The organism is Streptomyces sp. NBC_00569 (assembly GCF_036345255.1).
Classification (GTDB): domain Bacteria; phylum Actinomycetota; class Actinomycetes; order Streptomycetales; family Streptomycetaceae; genus Streptomyces.
In genome coordinates this window covers 8,451,954-8,469,557 of sequence record NZ_CP107783.1, presented here as the reverse complement: position 1 = coordinate 8,469,557, position 17,604 = coordinate 8,451,954, and the positions used below count along the sequence as shown (strand labels likewise).

At 67.4% G+C, this 17,604-nt stretch carries 16 protein-coding genes and 2 pseudogenes; 6 read left to right on the top strand and 12 right to left on the bottom strand.

From position 1 onward, the window contains the following. Positions 1 to 57: 57 nt before the first annotated feature. The 4 genes from OHO83_RS38115 to OHO83_RS38100 form a co-directional block, all read right to left on the bottom strand. Positions 58 to 1,014: a fumarylacetoacetate hydrolase family protein gene (locus OHO83_RS38115; protein ID WP_266667618.1), complete on the bottom strand. Its 957-nt coding sequence runs from the start codon at positions 1,012 to 1,014 to the stop codon at positions 58 to 60. Between the two features lie 167 nt (positions 1,015 to 1,181). After that, complete coding sequence (locus tag OHO83_RS38110) at positions 1,182 to 2,138, bottom strand: VOC family protein (protein ID WP_330280458.1); 957 nt, start codon at positions 2,136 to 2,138, stop codon at positions 1,182 to 1,184. Then, positions 2,131 to 3,657: a bifunctional 3-(3-hydroxy-phenyl)propionate/3-hydroxycinnamic acid hydroxylase gene (locus OHO83_RS38105; protein ID WP_330280479.1), complete on the bottom strand. Its 1,527-nt coding sequence runs from the start codon at positions 3,655 to 3,657 to the stop codon at positions 2,131 to 2,133. The genes OHO83_RS38110 and OHO83_RS38105 overlap by 8 nt, the downstream gene beginning before the upstream one ends. Positions 3,658 to 3,785: 128 nt before the next feature. After that, complete coding sequence (locus tag OHO83_RS38100) at positions 3,786 to 4,625, bottom strand: ABC transporter substrate-binding protein (RefSeq protein WP_266667624.1); 840 nt, start codon at positions 4,623 to 4,625, stop codon at positions 3,786 to 3,788. Between the two features lie 375 nt (positions 4,626 to 5,000). Here OHO83_RS38100 and OHO83_RS38095 point away from each other — a divergent pair, with 375 nt between their 5' ends. After that, a complete protein-coding gene (locus OHO83_RS38095) occupies positions 5,001 to 5,600 on the top strand; it encodes a TetR/AcrR family transcriptional regulator (RefSeq protein ID WP_266667626.1) in 600 nt (199 codons plus the stop codon). A gap of 173 nt (positions 5,601 to 5,773) precedes the next feature. Beyond that, entirely contained in the window at positions 5,774 to 6,544 is a 771-nt protein-coding gene (locus tag OHO83_RS38090; protein ID WP_330280478.1) for a hypothetical protein, read from the top strand. Here OHO83_RS38090 and OHO83_RS38085 read toward each other — a convergent pair. From OHO83_RS38085 to OHO83_RS38070, 4 genes are all read right to left on the bottom strand, one after another. After that, positions 6,506 to 7,447: an NAD(P)H-binding protein gene (locus OHO83_RS38085; protein ID WP_330280477.1), complete on the bottom strand. Its 942-nt coding sequence runs from the start codon at positions 7,445 to 7,447 to the stop codon at positions 6,506 to 6,508. The two genes, OHO83_RS38090 and OHO83_RS38085, sit on opposite strands and share 39 nt — an antisense overlap. Positions 7,448 to 7,672: 225 nt before the next feature. After that, positions 7,673 to 7,981, bottom strand: a complete 309-nt coding sequence (locus OHO83_RS38080; RefSeq protein ID WP_266667630.1) for an antibiotic biosynthesis monooxygenase family protein — start codon at positions 7,979 to 7,981, stop codon at positions 7,673 to 7,675. Continuing rightward, a complete protein-coding gene (locus OHO83_RS38075) occupies positions 7,978 to 8,547 on the bottom strand; it encodes a flavin reductase family protein (RefSeq protein ID WP_330280476.1) in 570 nt (189 codons plus the stop codon). Before OHO83_RS38075 ends, OHO83_RS38080 begins: the two co-directional genes overlap by 4 nt. Next, on the bottom strand, positions 8,544 to 9,734 hold the full coding sequence (locus OHO83_RS38070; RefSeq protein WP_330280475.1) for an acyl-CoA dehydrogenase family protein: 1,191 nt from the start codon (positions 9,732 to 9,734) through the stop codon (positions 8,544 to 8,546). The genes OHO83_RS38075 and OHO83_RS38070 overlap by 4 nt, the downstream gene beginning before the upstream one ends. A gap of 245 nt (positions 9,735 to 9,979) precedes the next feature. Between OHO83_RS38070 and OHO83_RS38065 the strand changes: the two are divergent. Both OHO83_RS38065 and OHO83_RS38060 read left to right on the top strand, forming a co-directional pair. After that, positions 9,980 to 10,222: pseudogene (locus OHO83_RS38065) on the top strand (ATP-binding protein); the annotation flags it as partial. Between the two features lie 405 nt (positions 10,223 to 10,627). Further along, a complete protein-coding gene (locus OHO83_RS38060; protein ID WP_266667636.1) occupies positions 10,628 to 11,629 on the top strand; it encodes a LacI family DNA-binding transcriptional regulator in 1,002 nt (333 codons plus the stop codon). A gap of 12 nt (positions 11,630 to 11,641) precedes the next feature. Here the strand turns inward: OHO83_RS38060 and OHO83_RS38055 are convergent, their stop codons facing one another. Together OHO83_RS38055 and OHO83_RS38050 are read right to left on the bottom strand one after the other, a co-directional pair. Further along, positions 11,642 to 12,409 carry an SDR family NAD(P)-dependent oxidoreductase gene (locus OHO83_RS38055; RefSeq protein WP_266667638.1) on the bottom strand — a complete coding sequence of 256 codons (768 nt, stop codon included), beginning with the start codon at positions 12,407 to 12,409 and terminating at the stop codon, positions 11,642 to 11,644. Beyond that, positions 12,409 to 13,263, bottom strand: a complete 855-nt coding sequence (locus OHO83_RS38050; RefSeq protein WP_330280474.1) for a sugar phosphate isomerase/epimerase family protein — start codon at positions 13,261 to 13,263, stop codon at positions 12,409 to 12,411. The genes OHO83_RS38055 and OHO83_RS38050 overlap by 1 nt, the downstream gene beginning before the upstream one ends. A gap of 202 nt (positions 13,264 to 13,465) precedes the next feature. On the opposite strand from OHO83_RS38050, the gene OHO83_RS38045 reads away from it, so the two are divergent. Together OHO83_RS38045 and OHO83_RS38040 are read left to right on the top strand one after the other, a co-directional pair. Beyond that, a complete protein-coding gene (locus tag OHO83_RS38045; protein ID WP_330280473.1) occupies positions 13,466 to 14,797 on the top strand; it encodes an MFS transporter in 1,332 nt (443 codons plus the stop codon). Between the two features lie 95 nt (positions 14,798 to 14,892). Beyond that, positions 14,893 to 16,656, top strand: a complete 1,764-nt coding sequence (locus OHO83_RS38040) for an FAD-dependent oxidoreductase (protein ID WP_330280472.1) — start codon at positions 14,893 to 14,895, stop codon at positions 16,654 to 16,656. A gap of 134 nt (positions 16,657 to 16,790) precedes the next feature. On the opposite strand, the pseudogene OHO83_RS47085 reads toward OHO83_RS38040, so the two are convergent. Then, positions 16,791 to 16,856, bottom strand: a pseudogene (locus OHO83_RS47085) (transposase); the annotation flags it as partial. Positions 16,857 to 16,998: 142 nt separating this feature from the next. Further along, positions 16,999 to 17,355 carry an MBL fold metallo-hydrolase gene (locus OHO83_RS38035; protein WP_330280471.1) on the bottom strand — a complete coding sequence of 119 codons (357 nt, stop codon included), beginning with the start codon at positions 17,353 to 17,355 and terminating at the stop codon, positions 16,999 to 17,001. Between the last annotated feature and the right edge of the window lie 249 nt (positions 17,356 to 17,604).

Sequence of the window (17,604 nt, the reverse complement as noted above, 5' to 3'; positions counted from 1 at the left end):
GAGCCGTCCCTGCGGGGCCACCGAGGGGTGGCCCCGCAGGGACGTCATAGGCGATGCCTAGCTGCACACGGTGCGCTGCGTACCGAGGCCGGTGATCTCGCTCTCCATCACGTCGCCCGCACGCAGGAACCGCCCGTAGTGGGAGCCGTTGCCCTCCGGCGAGCCGGTGATGAGCATGTCGCCCGGCTGCAGGACCAGGCGGTGGGAGGCGTACGAGATGAGCGAGGCGATGTCGAAGATCATGTCGCCCGTGTTGCCCTTCTGCATGACCTTGCCGTTGAGCTTCAGCGTGATGTCCAGGTCCTGCGGGTCGGACACGAAGCGCGCGGGCACCACGTACGGCCCCGTGGGGTAGAAGCCGGGCTGGTTCTTGGAGCGCATCCAGTCCGTGCCCATCATGGGGATCTCCGGGCGGGGCACAAGACTGCGCGTCGTCATGTCATTACAGATGGTGTAGCCCGCGACGTGGTCGAGTGCCTCGGCGGGGCTCACCTCTCGCGCCTCGCGACCGATGATCACGCCCAGTTCGAGTTCCCAGTCGTGGTTCTCGCCGAGGGAGGGCAGAACGACGTCGTCGTAGGGGCCGTTGATGGCCGAGGGGGCGCCGACCCACACATAGGGATCACCGTTCGCCCGGCGCTCGTCGACCTCGCGGGCGGCCTGCTCGCGCAGTTCCTCCGGGGTGGCGTCGGCCTTGCCCAGGCGGTGTGCCACGGTGATCTGGATGACGTGCTCGCGGTAGTTGGCGCCGGCGGCGATGATCTGCCCGGGCGGCTGGACCGGTGCCAGCACCCGCAGGTCGCCGACCGGCCGCCCCAGGCCGGCCTCGGGCGCGTCAGCGAGAGACTGAAGCGCTTCGAGCGCCGCCTCCCAGTCGGCGAGCAGGTCCCGGGTGGTGGCGGCTTCGGGCAGAACGGTCCGGGTGTCGTACACCTTTCCGTCCACGACAATGCCGGGGAACGGACTGCCGGTTGCTTCGGCGAAGGTGCCCAAGGAGAAGGGTGTGGTGCTCATGGTGTCCTCGACTTCTTGATGATGGCGGGCGACGGGACTCTGCGCATCGGCGCGGCTCGCAGGGTGTGCGGCACGGTCCCGTCCAAGGTCGTCGCCGACCGAAGGCGGCCGGCGACGTCGTGGGGGGGGGCGGGCTGCCGACGCGAGGGCAGCGGCCCACCCTGGTCTCATACGGGGGGTGGGGTGAACAGGCCGCGGTCGGGATCGTTGAACATCTCCCGGGACACGAAATCGTTCATCGGGTTCGAGGTACCCCACTGATCCGACGTCTCCGGATCGTCCGTGGAATACAGGTGCGGATGCCAGGAGTCCTCGTCCAGCGTCTCCAGCTCCGTCGTGTACTCCATCGTGTTCCCGTTCGGGTCATGGAAGTACGTGAACGTGTTGTCCCCCGCCCGGTGCCGGCCCGGACCCCACACCTTGTGCACACCGTCCCGCATCAGCCGGCCACTGCCCCGCATGTACTCATCCAGCCCACGCATCTCGAACGACGCATGATGCAACGACACATGCGGACACCGCGCGATCGCCATCGAGTGATGCTGCGGATTGCACCGCATGAACCACATGATCCCGCCCAGCTCCGGATGCACATTCGTATCCGTCAGCCGGAAATCCAGATACTTCTCATAAAACGCCTGCAGCTTCTCCGGCTCCGGCGAGTTCAACACCACATGCGACAGCCGCACCGGAATGTCCTCACGCTCCTCGATCCGCCGATGCCTGCGCGCCGCCACCTCCGTCGACACCTCGATCGTGCGGCCCTCCACATCGAAGAACCGGAAACCGTAACCACCCCCCGGCGTCTGCAACTCATCCGGCTCCCCCACCAACCGCACACCCCCGCGGGCCAGCCGCACCGCGAGCGCGTCCACCGTCTCCCGGTCCGCAGCCCCGTAGGACACCAGGTCCAGCCGCTTGTCCTGCGCCCGACGCACCCGGATCACATACTGCTCCGGCGAACCCTCCGCCGCGAAATACGTGACATCACCATCCGACCCCGCCTTGACCAACCCCCACTTCTCCTCATAGAAAGCCACCTGCTTCTCATAGTCCTGCACCGCGATATCCACATGCCGCAAATGCGTGATCGGACTCACCGAACTGATCGGACTCTCAGACATGACGAACTCCAGAAGTAGCGGTAAGGGGTGAATCCGGGAGCCCGGACCCGAACGGCAGCAGGCGCAGCAGATCTTCGAGGCTCCGCGTTGTCTGCGCAGTCCCGAGTACGTATCGGTCGGGACGAACCAGGACAGCCGACGACACCACGCTGTCGAGCAGCACGCCGACGTGTTCTGGAGAGCTGACCACTGCGATCTCGGGGTCGTTCTCCAGCGCGGTACGCACGAACTCGGGCAGTTCCGCCAGGAGTTGAGGCGACGCAGCCAACAGGAACCGGCGCCCGACGAGATCATCGAGACGGGTCCCGTCCGCCAGCATCGGCTGGATCGACAGGCGACCGGCCTCTCGGTCGACGGACCCGGCGTGCAGGCCGGGGCCGAGAGCCGGGTCGGCCGGGAAGCCCTTCTCGGGTTCGGCGAGAACGAAGGCATCTCGTCGGGCGGCGACCTCGGGGTCGGTGGTCTGGACGAGATTGGCCATCATGGCTGCCTCGTTGACCCAGTACCAGGCGTGTGGGCGGCGCTCGGACTCATAGGTGTCGAGCAGGGATTCAGGCGCCCTGCCGTCGGCGACCAGCCGGAGCTTCCACACGAGGTTCGACACGTCCCGCATTCCCGCACACAGACCCTGGCCGAACAGCGGCGGCGCCTGGTGGGCGGCGTCACCCGCGAGGAACACGTTGCCCACGCGCCACCTCTCCGCGACACGAGCGCGGAAGGTGTAGATCGAGCGACGGTCGGGGGTGAAGTTCTCGGGCGTGAGAAGGCCCTTGCTCAGCCGGGCGATTCCCGCGGGCGTGATGATCTCGTCCGGATCGTCTCCCGGCAGCACTTTGAGCTCGATGCGGGCACGGTCGCCGGGGAGCCGGATGAACAGGGCCGGCCGCGTGTGCCGGCCCAGCAGCACCATGTCGCCCTCCATGTCCAGCGCTCCGTGCAGCTGCCCGTCGGCGACGAGCCACGGATCGTCCACGCCGAGGTTCTCGACGGGGATTCCGAGTGCCTCCCGGACCGTGGAGTTGGCGCCGTCGCAGGCGACAACCCAGCGCGCTGTGATCGTCTGACGCGTCCCGTCGACCGTTTCGACGTGGCAGTGGACACCGTCATCGTCCTGGTCGATCTCCAGGAGCGTCGTTCCGAGTCGGAGCTCCACACTGGGGAGCCGTTCGACCTCGGCACGCAGCAGAGCGTCGATCTCCGGCTGATGGAAGAGGTTCTGACCGTGCCACGCCTGCGGCTCCCACTGCCCGGTCGCGAAGGACAGGAGGGTGTCCCCGGCCTCGTTCTCCATCCGGTAATGCCGCATCGGACTTGTCAGTTCGGAAACCTGCGCGGCGAGGCCGATCGACTGGAACGAGCGCATCGCCTCGGCGTCGAAGTGCACCGCCCGAGCCTGCTTCCACATCTCGGGCCACATCTCGATACCCACGGTCCGCACGCCGGCATGGCCCAACTCGGCCAGCATCTTCACCCCTACCGGGCCACCGCCGACGACCAGGACTTCGCAGTCTTGGGACACCAAATCTCCCTGTTCTTCTCCGGTACTTGTTGGAAGTACCGCTCTTACTTGTGCACTCCGCCGACGCGCGCCGGATCCGTTGCCGTGTCCGCGGGAATGTGCGGCGACGGCCACATCGCGGGCCGATGTCACCGGTTCAGCTCGGCACCGAGGAGCTCGTCGTCGTACAGATCGCTGAGACCCGGCGCAGGCTGGGGCAGCAGGCCGAGCCCGTCGCGCATCGCCAGGATCCGCTCCAGTCCCGCACGTGAGGGAACCAGTGACTTCGGGCGCGTGCGCAATGCCGCTCGCACCGAGGCGGGCCCGTGACCGCCCCGCGACAACAGCTCCCGTACCCGCTCGTCGGAGGCGTCGCAGAGCCATTGCCGCGCCGCTTCCAGTGCCGCCAGATACCGCGGAAGCCCGTCGCCGCCCGCCTTCCGTGCTGCCGGTCCCGCGACCACACCCTGTCCGGGGTAGTCAGGTACCTCCGCCTCCACGGCGGCCAGTGACACGAAGCCCGCCTCGGCCGCCAGCTCATCCAACGGCGGCCCCAGCAAGGTCGCATCGATCGATTCCGTACGCAGTGCTTCCCAGCGCTCACGCACACCGCCTACGGGCAGCAGCGTGTAGTCGGCGGTGGACAGTCCACGCCGGGCAAGCAGATGGCGCAGCACCACCGCGAACCCGTTGTCCACGGCGTCGACGCCCAGCACCGCACCGCGCAGCCCCTCTATTCCGTCCACCGATGGCCGGGCGACCAGTTCCAGCGGTGTCGTCGACTCCACCTGGGCCACGATCCGAAGACCCCCGCCGCCGGCATTCCAGACCACGAGGTTGTCCATGGCCGTCACACCCACGTCGACGTTCCCGCTCAGCAACCGGTCCCGCTGATCCGTGGACGACTCGATGAGCACGGTCTCGACGTCCACGCCCACGTCGGCGTAGAACCCCAGCTCCTCGGCGACGACAGAGACAGAAGGCGGCACGAAAACCGCCTGTCGAAAGCACACCGTCATTGGGGCGCTCCTTCCCTACAAGAGGTGACGTGACTCTACATTCGAAACGATACGTTTCGCATCTGACGAGTCTCACCTCACCCCCATGAAGGAGGACAGGCGGACCGCAGCCCCCGCCCGCAAGGCGCTCAATACGTGCGATTAATCCCTATTTCGCCCCCCATTCCACTCCGGAAGAGTGGCCTCCGCCGCAGGCGTTCGGCTCATTGGGGGCGTCCCATCACTTCGACTTCCTGCACCACCACTACACATTCGATACGTCTCGTATCATTTGTGGGGTAACATGGGAGGGCCAGTCGCGCGCTGACGCGAGAACTACGGTCGCGTCCGAGGTAAATTTCCCCTGTGGCTGTACGAAGCGAATCGAGTCGTCGAGCAATCCTCGACGCGACCATGGACCTGCTCGTCCGTGATGGCCGACGCGCCATCACGGTGCAGAAGCTGACCATGGAGGCGATCGCCAAGCGGGCCAAGGTCAGCAAGGCGACGATCTACCGGTGGTGGCCCAACAAGGCAGCCGTCGTCATCGACGCCTTCATGGAGAACCACCTCGCGCACACCCGCATCCCCGAAGGGGTGCCGGTACGAGAGGCGCTCCTCGCGCACCTCAAGGCACTGATCTCCCACTACGCCGGGCCCATGGGCACACTCGTCGCCCAGATCGTCGCCGAAGGACAGTACGACCCCGAGACGATCGCCGACTTCCGTGGCAGATTCTGGAACGAACGCGCAGCAGCGGTCGAGAAGTTGATGCGGCGCGGCATCGACGAAGGCGTCTTCCGGTCCGACCTCGACCCGAGCGCGGCAGCCCAACTGTTCTACGCACCGGTCTACTTCCACCTCCTCTTCGGAACCAGCCCGCTCGACGACGCGCTCGCTGAGCAGCTCGTCGACATGGGGACCCGCGGCCTGGCAGCCCACTCGGTCGAGGTCGGGTGCGCCTGACTTCTCCGCGCGCGACTCATCGTTGTGCGCCGAAGACGGTACCGCTCCCGCTGTCGGAGTTCTTGCAACCTCGCGTCAGGCGGTTGAGCCGCCCACCGTTCCGGGTGAGGGTGTGGGCTGTAGTCGAGGAGCCGAGGAAGGGATGTCAGCCATGACCGCCACCGCGAAAGCACATGGACTTCATCTACGCCCTCGGCGGCATCAGCCGCGTCGAGGACGAGTCGCTGCACGTCCGCTTCCACAACGAGGACGGCGACATCGAGTTCGCGCCGCCCTCCACGCGCATCGACGGCACCGTACGACTCGACCACACGATCTTCGGCGACGCCTTCGCCTTCCTCCGTGACGCCGTCGCCGACGGTGTCACACCGAAACTGACCATCCCCTCGCCGAGCATGGTCCACTACCGAGGCGGGCGCTCCGCGATCGACGCGTCCGTCTACCCCGACCTCGATGACCTCTGGTCCGACCTCACTGACGCCTACGCGGCCCAGATCCGCGGCGTGCACGAACTCGGCTGCCGTTACCTGCAGTTGGACGACACCTTGATGGCGATATCTGATTCAAGAATCCGCATCACTCCCTGGCGACCCGGCGATCTGGCCACGCACGGGAAACGGGTCCGCGAACTCCTCGTCGGCGAACAGAGCCCCCAGCTCATCGCGGACGCGGATCACCAGACTCCCCTTGGGGAACGCGGTCTTCGCGACCCGAGCCGTCTCCACCGGCACGTCTCCCGTATTCCTGAGCCACAACGACATCGTCGACCTCCAACCCGCCACGGCATCGGCCCCCGAGGACCAGTCCCAGGAGCCGACAATGCTACGCGCCAGGAATTCGCCAACAGGGTCGTTGAACAAGTGAGCCGTCACGAAAGATCGAGGCTAAACGGGGGATCGGATCGGCTACGAAACAGCCGCATCCGTCTCGTCGTAGCGCAATGACTTGCAACGCTCCGTCACAGACCGCAGTGACTCGGCGTCTTGCCCCGTGATGTGCTCCACGTGGTGAGACAGGATGGCTTGGTACCCCTCGGCGATGGCAACTTCAGCTGATACCAATTCGTCGCTGGCCCACATGTGCCCGTCCGCGCTCGGCGGCATGTTCGGGTCATAGGTTCGAGGAATCCCCACGGAATCGAAGAAGGCGAGACGGTCTTCGGCCGACACCGGGACATACTTGACAGGGGTACGGTGCACTTCCGAACCGATCACCGCGATGTCATGGAAGTTCAGCAATTCGGTGCCGGTGATCTCGTAAACGGCACCGGCATGTCGCTCGGCCTGTAGCAGGCAAGTAGCAGCGCTACGTACCACATCCTGCTTCGCGACTGGCGCAAGGAAGCCATAGCCCGTTGCCTGCACCATCAACCCACTTGCTACTGCAGGCGCAAGAAGAACGTTGCTTACAATCTCAGAATAGAGAGAATTCCTGAGAATTGTATATGTCAGACCTGACGCTCGCAGATCAAGCTCAGTCTGATAGTGGTCTTTGGCCGACAGGGCAGGATTATTCGGCTGTACGCCTCCCACCGAGGTGTACACGATATGGCGAATGCCAGCCCGCTGCGCTGCGGCAATCGCAGTCCGGTGCTCGGAAACTCGTCGGCCGAGATTCAGTCCGCTGATCAAGAAGAGTATCTCCCCGCCGCCGTACGCGGCATCCAGGGAAACGGCCTCCCGGTAGTCGCCTCGACAGATCCGGAGCCCTTGCGCCTCGCGCTGGCGGAGATTCTCCGGCGTGCGCGTTACAAGCGTCAGTTCGAGATGGGGATCCGCGTTGAGAAGCAAGTCCGTGACACGGCGCCCCAAGTCTCCCGAGGCGCCGCTGATGACAATCCGACCCATGCTGTGTCTCCTGTTCCTGTCTCTCGCAACCTCGTCAGGGCACATGCGCGCGAACGGAGTTGACCTCAGAGCGCGCGAGTGCCTCCACGCTCAGGCTCCTTGGAAGCGACGCCGGCCGGCCATTTGATGCCGCGGCCGAGCGGTGTGGCCGGCCCGTCGTAGGGCACCGCTCCAGGGAAAGTGAGGGAGGGCGGAGGCCATTGGAAGCCCCCGGTCTGCGGGTTGTCACGCGGCGGTTGTACTGTCTCCCTGGGCCGCGTAGTGGACGACCCGGGGCCGGGCGACACAGTGTGGTGCGACTGCCTCGGCAAAGGCCTTCGCCTGCGGGGTTCCGGGGAAGACGTCGGTGTGGTCCTCGAGCCGTTCCCAACCGACGCGCAGCAGGTAGGTGTCAGGGTGGTCGACGCTGCGCAGCAGTTCGGCGGATCGGCACCCGGGAGCCTCCAACAGCAGATGCCGGACCGCCGCGAAGTCCGTTTCGAGCCGAACGCCTCCCCTCGGGTGGACATGCAGTTCGGCGTGCTCGTAGATCATCCGTCCCCTTCGTCGCGTCCGGACGCTGCGCCCGAGGCACTCAGATCCAGGAAGCCGCCGCGCAGGAAGATCAGCGGGGGATCGGTGGCGCGCAGCTCCAGTGACTCGACGCGGCCGACCACCTGGTAGTGATCGCCAATGAGATCGACCTTGAACCTCGTGCATTCCAGGGTGACGATCGCCTCGTCCAGGAGAGGCAAGCCGCGAGCCGACATATGCCAGTCCAAGTCGAGGAAGCGGTCCTGGCCGCGCCGGGAGAACGCCTTGCACAGCTCGCTGTGGTTGTGGCCGAGGATGTTGACGCCGAAGTGGCTTGCCTCGTACAGGCGCGGCCACGTGCTGGAGGACCGGTCGACGAAGAAGGCGATGAGTGGCGGGTCCAGCGAGACCGAGGTGAACGAGCCGACGGTCATCCCGACGGGCCCGGACCTGGCGCTTGCGGTGACGACGGCCACGCTGGTCGGGACGTGTCCGAGGACGCGTCGGTAGTCGGTGGCGTCGGCGGCCAGGCCGCTCTGTTTCGTGGTGGGAACAGATGTGGTCGTCTGCATGGTCGCTGTCTTCACAGCGCGATCGTCGGTTCTTCGTTGCCGAGCAGCAGTCGGCCGTAGGCCTCCTTGCCGATCTCGGGGGTGACGAGGGCATGCCGGGCGGCGGTCCCGGAGTCCCGCCAGATGCGGTTGAGCACGTTGACCTCGGCGAAGGAGCCGGCACCGTTGGCGGTCAGCAGCAGGTCGATCGCGTCCTTGACCAGTTCGGCGACCACGCCGGTGTCGTTGCGGATCCGAGCGCGAGTCTCCAGGTCGGGCAGCCGGCGTTCGTCCGCGGCCCGGTCGAGGTCGAGGCACATGCGGTACATCGTCAGCTCGGCCAGGTGCAGCTTGGTGGCCGCGTTCGCCACGCCGATCTGGTGGGTGGGGGAGAGCCTTGCCTCCTGGTAGCCGGTGTAGGCCACCGGCTTGTGGGGCAGCTTGGCCCGGGTGATCTCCAGCGCGTGCCGGCCCAGACCGATCTGCGGTGCGACGAGAATGGCGGCGGCGACCGCGTTGAGGGCCATCGAAGCCATCCGGTCATCAGGGTGGGGCGTTCGGTAGCGTTCCTCGGAGCGGTCTTTGACCGAATGAATCCGGTGATCGGGAACGAAGTGGTCTTCGATCACGATGGTGTCGCTGCCCGTGCCCTTCATCCCGGTGACGAACCAGGTCGGCTCGATCGTCCATGTTTCCGCCGGGACCAACGCCATCGCGGCCTCGCCGCTCTCGAGGGAGATTCCCAGGCTCCCCCAGTCGGCAGCGAAGGAACCCGAGGCGTAAGGCCAGCGGCCACTGATCAGGTAGCCGCCGTCGACCCGCTCCGACTTGCCTCCCAGGGAGAAGATGCCGCACAGCTTCGCCTTCGGATGCGCACCGAAGATCTCCTCCTGTGCCTGAGCGGAGGCAGTCGAGGCGAATCCCGTGGCGACGGTCATCAGCGCGGCGATCCATCCGGTCGAACCATCACCACGGGCCACCTCGGCCACGGCGTCGACGGCGGTGCGCAGCGTCGTCCCGTGGCCGCCGTACCGCTTGGGCACGAGCAGACGGAAGATGTCCGCGTCCTCCAGCGCCTTGACCACCTCGGGGACCACTCGCCGCGCCTCGGAACCTTGCGCGGCGTACTCACGGATCAGCGGGACCAGGCCGGTGGCGCGGCCCACCAGCTCGGCGTCAGAGGTTTCGAGATCCGACACTGTGGCGCTGGACGACATTGTCATGGTGCCTCTCTCATAGAGTTTCGTGAGCCGATGGATGTCATAACCGACGTCACGGAGTGATGGCAGCCATCATGCGGATGCGCTTCGAGGGGCGTATAGGCCAGGGACTTCACCAGAAGTTCGTGCCTGTGATGCATCAGACGCATGACGCCGCTTCCGCGAGGTCGGAGGGCCGGACCATGACGTCCACGCCGATCTGGGGGCCGCTTGCGAGAACGACGAGACGAACCCGCATGCTGCCCTGCGGGCAAGCCGCCGCCGAGGCGTTCTACCGCGTGATCGATGCCGCCTACGAGCGCCGCTCGGTGATCGTGACGAGCAACCTTCATCCCTCAGGCTTCGATTCGATCATGCCCAAGACCTTGGCCACCGCCGCCGTCGACCGGCTCCTGCACCACGCTCACATCGTGCTCACCGAAGGCTCCTCGCTGCGACTGACGCAGGCCACCAGCGGGCAGGGAGTCGAGCCCCTCGCCCCGAACGGCTGACCCGCCAACCGGGCGACGAAAAGTCATACCGCAACGGGAGATGAGTTGTCCGCCCACCAAGATCCGAACTGTCCGCTCACCCGGACGTCACACTGTCCGTGGACACCCGGGCGGGATCAGGCGACTCGGGCACGTCCCGCCATCGAGGGCCCCGGAAGAGGGTGCCTCAGTCTCGGCCTTCAACACGGTCTCCCGGCCCATAGTGGCGCCGGCCACCTGAACGTGAGTGCACTGCCGGTGTGCACATGGTGGTAAGCAGCTCGTCGGGGACGGAGAGGCTGTCGGTGACACCTGTCGCACACCGCATGGTTCGCATCAGCCTCACGCGCCGACCACAACACACGGTGAGACCGACTTCGGAGAGCGGGCTGCAGGGGCGTGCAGGTGGAGCCGTATCCTCATACCATGGTGACGAGTGTCGACCTGGCACGGCAGCTGGGTCTTTCCCAGACGACGGTGTCCCGGGCGCTGCGCGGACATCCCTCCGTGACGGAGAAGACCCGTCGACGCGTGATCGACGCGGCGCAGGCGCTCGGATACCGGCCCGATGCCGCGGCCCGGATGCTGGTCACGCGTCGAGCGAAGGCGCTCGGCGTGGTCGTGGCCGACCTGAGGAGCCCCCTGTACCCGCCGGCGATCGCGGCGATCCAGGAGCGGTCGGCGGCGCGCGGCTATCGGATGGCCCTCATCCGCGACCCTGAGGAAACGCACGACGCGGACGCCCTGGAGGTCCTGAACGAGGCGATCGTCGACGGGCTGATCTTCATGTCCGCGACGGACGACTCCCCGGGAGTGGCCCAGGTGGCGGCACGTCACATGCCGATGGTGCTCCTCAGTCGCGACTTCTCGGACCTGCGCGCGGACACCGTCATGAGCGAGGACCGAGCGGGCGGTGCACTGGTCGCACATCACCTGGGCGAGCTGGGACACCACAGGATCGCGATGCTGTCGGTCCCGCGCACGGTGAGCAATGGCCGTGAGCGCGAGGACGGCATGCGGGACGCGCTCCGGGAACGTGGCCTGGATCTCCCGGAGGAGTACGTGCGGCGAGGGCCCATCGATCACGAGAGCGGGTTGGAGATGGCCCGTTCGTTGTTGGCGGTGGAGCCGCGACCGACCGCGATTTTCTGCTCGACGGACTCTTTCGCGTTCGCGGCGCTGGATGCGGCGTCGCAGCTCGGGATCCGGGTCCCCGAGGAGTTGTCCGTGGTCGGGTTCGACGACTCGGAACCGGCTCGGTGGTCGATGATCAACCTCACCACGGTGCACCAGCCGTTCACGGAGATGGCGACGAAGGCGGTGGACGTGCTCATCGACCGGCTCGAGGGCCGGGCAGACAGCGAGTTCTCCCAGACGGTCTTCCCGGTGCGACTGATCGAGCGGGGCACGACCGCCGCGCCGGCGTGAACGAACAGAGGATCAGGCGGTGTTGCGCCCGCCGCTCAGGTCGAGGGTCTGTCCTGTGGTGTAGCTGGCCTCGGGCGAGAGCAGCCAGGCCGCGAGCGCGGCGAATTCCTCCGGTGTGCCGACCCTGCCCATCGGTACCCGGGCGAGCAGCGCGGCATTGCGTTCCTCGCTGAGGTCCTCGAGCATGCGGGTCCGCATCATCGAGGGGGCGACGGCGTTGACGGTGATGCCGTCGCGTGCGTACTCCTTTGCCGCGGTCTTCACCAGGGAGATGACAGCGGCCTTCGACGCGGAGTAGGCGGCCTGGTGCGGGTTGCCTTCGCGGCCGGCTATGGAGGACAGGATGGTGACACGTCCGTAGCCGCGTGCGCGCATCGCCGGCAGGGCGGCGCTGAGGCCGTGCAGACAGCCGTCGAGGTTGATGGCGAGGGTGTGCTGCCAGCCGTCCCTGGGTGTCTCGTCGATCGGTGTCTCGGGGCCTTGCACTCCGTGGGCCAGGAGCGCGCCGTCGAGCCGCCCGTGTGTGCGCATGATGTCGGCGACGACCCGGCACCAGGCTTCCGGGTCGGTGACATCAAGGGACAGGCATGTCTCGGGAGAGGAGCCGTCCCCGTCGCCCGCCACGTCCGTGCAGATCACGGTGGCACCTTCACGGGCGAGGCGCCGGCAGGTGGGTGCGGCGAGTCCGCCCGCCGCGCCGGTGACCAGGACGACCTGGTCGCGGTAGCGGCCAGGCCAGTAGTCGGTTGTGGGGGCCGAGGTGTCGACGAGCTCGGTCATCAGCGGACTCCTGCAGTGTCGGGGGAGGTGAGCAGTGTGGTGGTGGCCCGGTGGAGATCCTTGAGGTGCGCTCCGGCGCCTTCGCGCGCGACCCGGGCGGCGCTGGGTACCTCGACGCTGATCGGCACATTCGGTAGCGCGCGCAGAATGTCGCTCAGAGGGAAGACCCCCGATCCGGGTGTCAGGCGATGCGCCCGGGACTCGATCTGCCGCGAGGAACCGTCGACGCTCTGCCCGAGCGGGAGTTCCGTCGGTGTGGGCAGGTCGGGGACCGTGGCCGGGCCGTCGCAGAGCTGGATCACCTCGACGACCCCGGTGGGCAGCGCTTCGAGGTCGGCGACCGTGCCGCCCGCGCGCACGAAGTGCAGGACATCGAGCATGATCCCGGCCCCTGTCCCCTCGGCCAGCCGCGCGGCCTTCGCGACGGTGTCGACGCACTGGTAGGAGATCGGTTCGAGGCAGGGGCGGATACCGAAGCGGGACGCGTCGGCCGCCAACACGGCAAGTGTGTCTTGCAGTCGGGACGAATCGGGGTCTCCCCCGATGACGTTCAGGATGCGCGCGCCGAGTTCTGCCCCGGCCTCCAGCGCGGGCATCCACTCGGCGGGCCCGCGCGCTCCGTCGAGGGTGAAGGCCTCGACGTCCAGGACCGAGACACCGGTGCTGCGACAACGCCGAACCGTCTCGGCTGTCATCGGCGCCCCCGCCGCGATCGGATAGCGGGCCTCGGTCCCGGTGGCGGGGAAGACCCGCACACCGACCGCGGCAAAGCCGGCCTCGCTCGCCGCGGTGACCAGGGAGGGCGGATCCAGATGCAGGGCCGACAAGTGAGCGAGCCCGAACGTGACGTCCACGTATTTGAACCACCAATCGAGTGCGGGTATTGACGCGGCGCAGATGACGTTCCTACGCTGCCCGAACCAGAATGACTACGTAGTCATCTCAGTGTCAATGACTTCCTGCCCAGCAGGACTCGACTCTCACGGCCCGTGCAGTGATCGATGGCCGCCCAGGTTTGGAGCAACGATGCCCCACAACAACTCTCACGCAGGGCCCATGGAGACCACAGTTGTCTCCATGGACAGCCCGCACCCCCCTGGTGGCGCCTCACCGCGACGCCGGGCGGCGGCCAGCATGACCGGTGCCGTGATCGACTGGTACGACTTCTTCCTCTACGGCATCGCCGCCGCGACGATCTTCGGGCCGCAGTACTTCCCCTCGCACGACGAGTTCGTCGGGCTTCTCGCCTCCATGGCCTCGTTCGCCGTCGGATTCGTCTTCAGGCCGCTGGGCGGCGCCATCTTCGGCCACTTCGGTGACCGCATCGGGCGCAGGCAGATGCTGTTCCTCACCGTGCTCATCATGGGTCTGGCCAGCGCCGCGATCGGCGCACTTCCCACCTACGCGGCGATGGGCATCGCAGCCCCCATCTGCCTGGTGCTGCTGCGTGCGATCCAGGGCGTGGCGGTCGGCGGAGAGTGGGGCGGCGCCGCCCTGATGGCCGTGGAAAGCGCCCCGCCGGGGAAGAAGAACTTCCTCGCCAGCGGCGTCCAGGTCGGCTCCTTCATCGGCCTGCTGCTCGGCACCGCCGTCTTCTCCCTGATGCAGGCGCTCACCACACAGGCCCAGTTCGAGTCCTGGGGCTGGCGCATCCCCTTCCTGATCAGCCTCGTCTTCGCCGTCGCCGGCCTCCTCATCCGCACGGGCGTGGCGGAGTCCACCGAGTTCGCCGAGGCCAAGGAGAAGCGGGAGCAGACCAGGGCACCGCTCTGGGTGGCGCTGAAGACCTCGCCCCTGCGGATCCTCGCGGTGATCGGCATGCGCCTCGTCGATCAGGGCTGCTTCTACATCGCCTTCACCTTCTCCCTCGTCTACGTGGAGAACTACACCGACCACCCGACGAGCACGGTGCTGGCCGCGTCGATGATCGCGCTGGCCCTCGCCTCGTTCCTCACCCCCGTCTACGGCAAGCTCGCCGACCGCGTGGGAGTCCGCTGGTTCTACGTCGCCGGCCCCCTCTGCGCCGCCGCGGCCGCGGTCCCGTTCTTCCTGTCCCTGCGCTCGGGCTCCCTGGTGCTGATGACACTGGCCTTCTTCGCCCTGATCAACCTCGGCCACAACATCTCCACCGCGGTGCAACAGACCTGGTTCACCGGCATGTTCGACATCTCCGTGCGCTACAGCGGCGCCGGATTCGGCTACGCCCTGGCCGGCGCGGTCGGCGGCTTCATCCCGCTGGTCGCCACCGCTCTCGCCGGACACGACGGCGACTGGCTCGGCGTGGCCCTGCTCCTGGCAGGACTCGCCCTCGCCGCCCTGGTCACCGGCCTGTTCGCCTACCGATGGACGTCCGCGGCCTCCACGGACCAACGGCACGAGCCCGTATGACCCACCCGAGAAGGTGACGTCGGCCCGACCGGCGGCAGATCAGCACGCGAGCAAGCAATACGCCGGGACAACACACCGGCGGGAAGAGAGACCCCATGAGTGCCCAAGCCACCACCACGTCCAGTCACGGGCAGGCGGCAGCAAGGGAGTTGGACTGCGACCTGTTGGTGATCGGGTCGGGCGCCGGCGGCCTGTCGGCCGCGGTCACCGCCGCCTGGCACGGCCTGAAGGTGGTCGTGGTCGAGAAGGACCCGGTCTGTGGCGGCGCCACCGCCTGGTCCGGCGGCTGGATGTGGACACCGCGCCACCCCCTCGCCCAGGCCGAGGGCTTCGTCGAGGACATCGACCAGCCGCGTACCTACCTCAAGAACGTCCTGGGCAAGGAATTCGACGAGACACGGGTGAACGCCTTCCTCGAGGCCGCTCCCCACATGGTCGGCTTCTTCCACGACCACACCAGCCTGCGCTTCGTCAACGGCGCCAAGATCGCCGACATCCAGGCGTGGCAGCCCGGTGCGAGCGCCGGCGGCCGTCAGGTGGGACCCGAGCCGATCAACGCCCGCCGCCTGAGCAAGTCCCTGCGCCGCAAACTGCGCCCGCAGATGTACGAGACCTCGTTCCTCGGCATGGGCATCATGGCCGGCCCGGACCTGCAGCACTTCCTGCACGCCACCACCTCGGTCAAGGGCTTCCTCCACGCCGCCCGGCGCGTCGCCCTCCACACACTGGGCCTCGTCACGCATCGGCGCGGTATGCACCTGGTCAACGGGCCGGCGCTCGTGGCCCGACTCGCGAAGTCCGCCGAGGACCTGGGCGTGAAGCTCTATGTCAACGCCCCCGCCACACGCCTGCTCACCGAACGCGGCAAGGTCAACGGAGCCGTGGTCTCCACCCCGCGGGGCGACGTCACCATCCACGCCCGCCGCGGCACGGTCCTGGCCACCGGCGGCTTCCCGCACGACGACGAGCGGCGCCGCGCCCTCTTCCCCAAGGGCACCGGCGTGGACCACCAGGCCCTCGCCCCCGCCGCCACCACCGGCGACGGCATTCGCCTCGCCGAGGAGGTCGGCGGCGTCCTCGACACCACCGGCGCCTCCCCCGCCGCCTGGTGCCCGGTCTCCCCCGTCAAGCTTCCCAACGGCCGCACCGGCACCTTCCCCCACATCGTCGACCGCGGAAAACCCGGTCTCCTCGCGGTGATGCGCGACGGCCGACGCTTCGTCAACGAGGCGAACGGCTACCACGACTACGTCACCGCCATGATCGACGCCACCCCGCAGGGAGAAGAAGTGGTCTCCTGGCTCATCTGCGACCACCGGTTCCAGCGCCGCTACCCCTTCGGCATGGCCAAGCCGTTCCCGGTCCCCCAGTGGCCCTACCTGCGCAACGGATACATGACGCGCGGACGCACCCTGGAGGAACTCGCGCAGGCCTGTGGCATCGACCCGGCCCAACTCCGGCTCACCGTCGACGAGTTCAACCAGCACGCACGCCAGGGAGAGGACCCCGATTTCCATCGGGGCACCACCCCCTTCAACCGCGGCTCCGGTGACTACGCGCACGGCCCCAACCCGTCCCTGGCTCCACTGGAGAAGGGCCCCTTCTACGCGATCAAGGTACTGCCCGGCAGCTTCGGAACCTTCGCAGGCCTGAACACCGACGACCGCGCGCGGGTCCTGAACGCGACCGGCGAGGCGATCCCCGGCCTGTACGCGGCAGGCTGCGACCAGGCCAACGTGATGGGTGGCCACTACCCGTCCGGTGGCATCAACATCGGCCCCGCCATGACCTTCGGCTACGTCGCCGCCCGGCACGCCGCCAACACCACCACGTACGAGACCGGGTCGCGCCCTCGCTGAGAACCTCCGGTCAGGCGCCCTTCGCCGCCTGGCCGGCACACATGCCGTACACACCCCGGCTTCTGCTTCGACCCCTTCCGAGCGAGGGCGGTTCGAGCAGGCGGGCCCCCGCGAGGAGGCCCGAGCCGATACCTCCGCTGCAACAGCCCGCCCTCACCGGTCAGTTGCAGACCTTCCGTACGGGCACGATCGACCAGCATCCCAATCAGCTGACCGACCGCCACCGACGATCAACGCCTACGAAAATCTTGGCAGAACCGTTGATTAGACACTCCCCGGCCCGAAGAGCCTGTCCGTCCCCAATGCAGCACTCACTCCGCAACGGCAGTACCGGCCACGCAGTCATCGGCCCGACGCCCTCGGTCCGATCCCGAACTGGTCGAGGTCATGGCCGACGATCAGGCGCCCGGAGAGTCCCTGCACGTCTCGCTTCCACCGGCTTTCGGGCCAGTCAGCAGGGACGAGGTGCGAGAGCACCAGGGTAGCCACGCCTGCCTGCTCTGCGACCGTACCGACCTCATCGTCCGCGGTATGGGAAGCCAGCAGGTGGGCGACGAGCCCCTCCTCGGACTCGCTGCGCGGCGGCGGGTACTGCTGCTCCACGTACGCGCGGGCAATGACCTCATGCACCAAGACATCTGCGCCCGAGGCGAGTTCGACGAGGTTGGCCGAGGGGCCGGTGTCTCCGGAGAAGACCACCGACCATCGTCGGTGTCGAACCGGTAGGCCAGGGCGGGAAAGACCGGCGCGTGCTGCACCAGCGTCGCGGAAACCCGGACCCTGTCGTCCTCGTAGAAGGTCACCGGGCTCATGCGAGGGTGCGGCTGCCCGTTGGGATCCTTCAGGTACTGCAGCGGTATCGGAACGTCCCTGCCCTCGAGGAGCTGCGAAGGGAGCGGCTTGCGGTTGTCGAACGCGCGGTCGTTGAAGTCCGTGGCATACGTACGG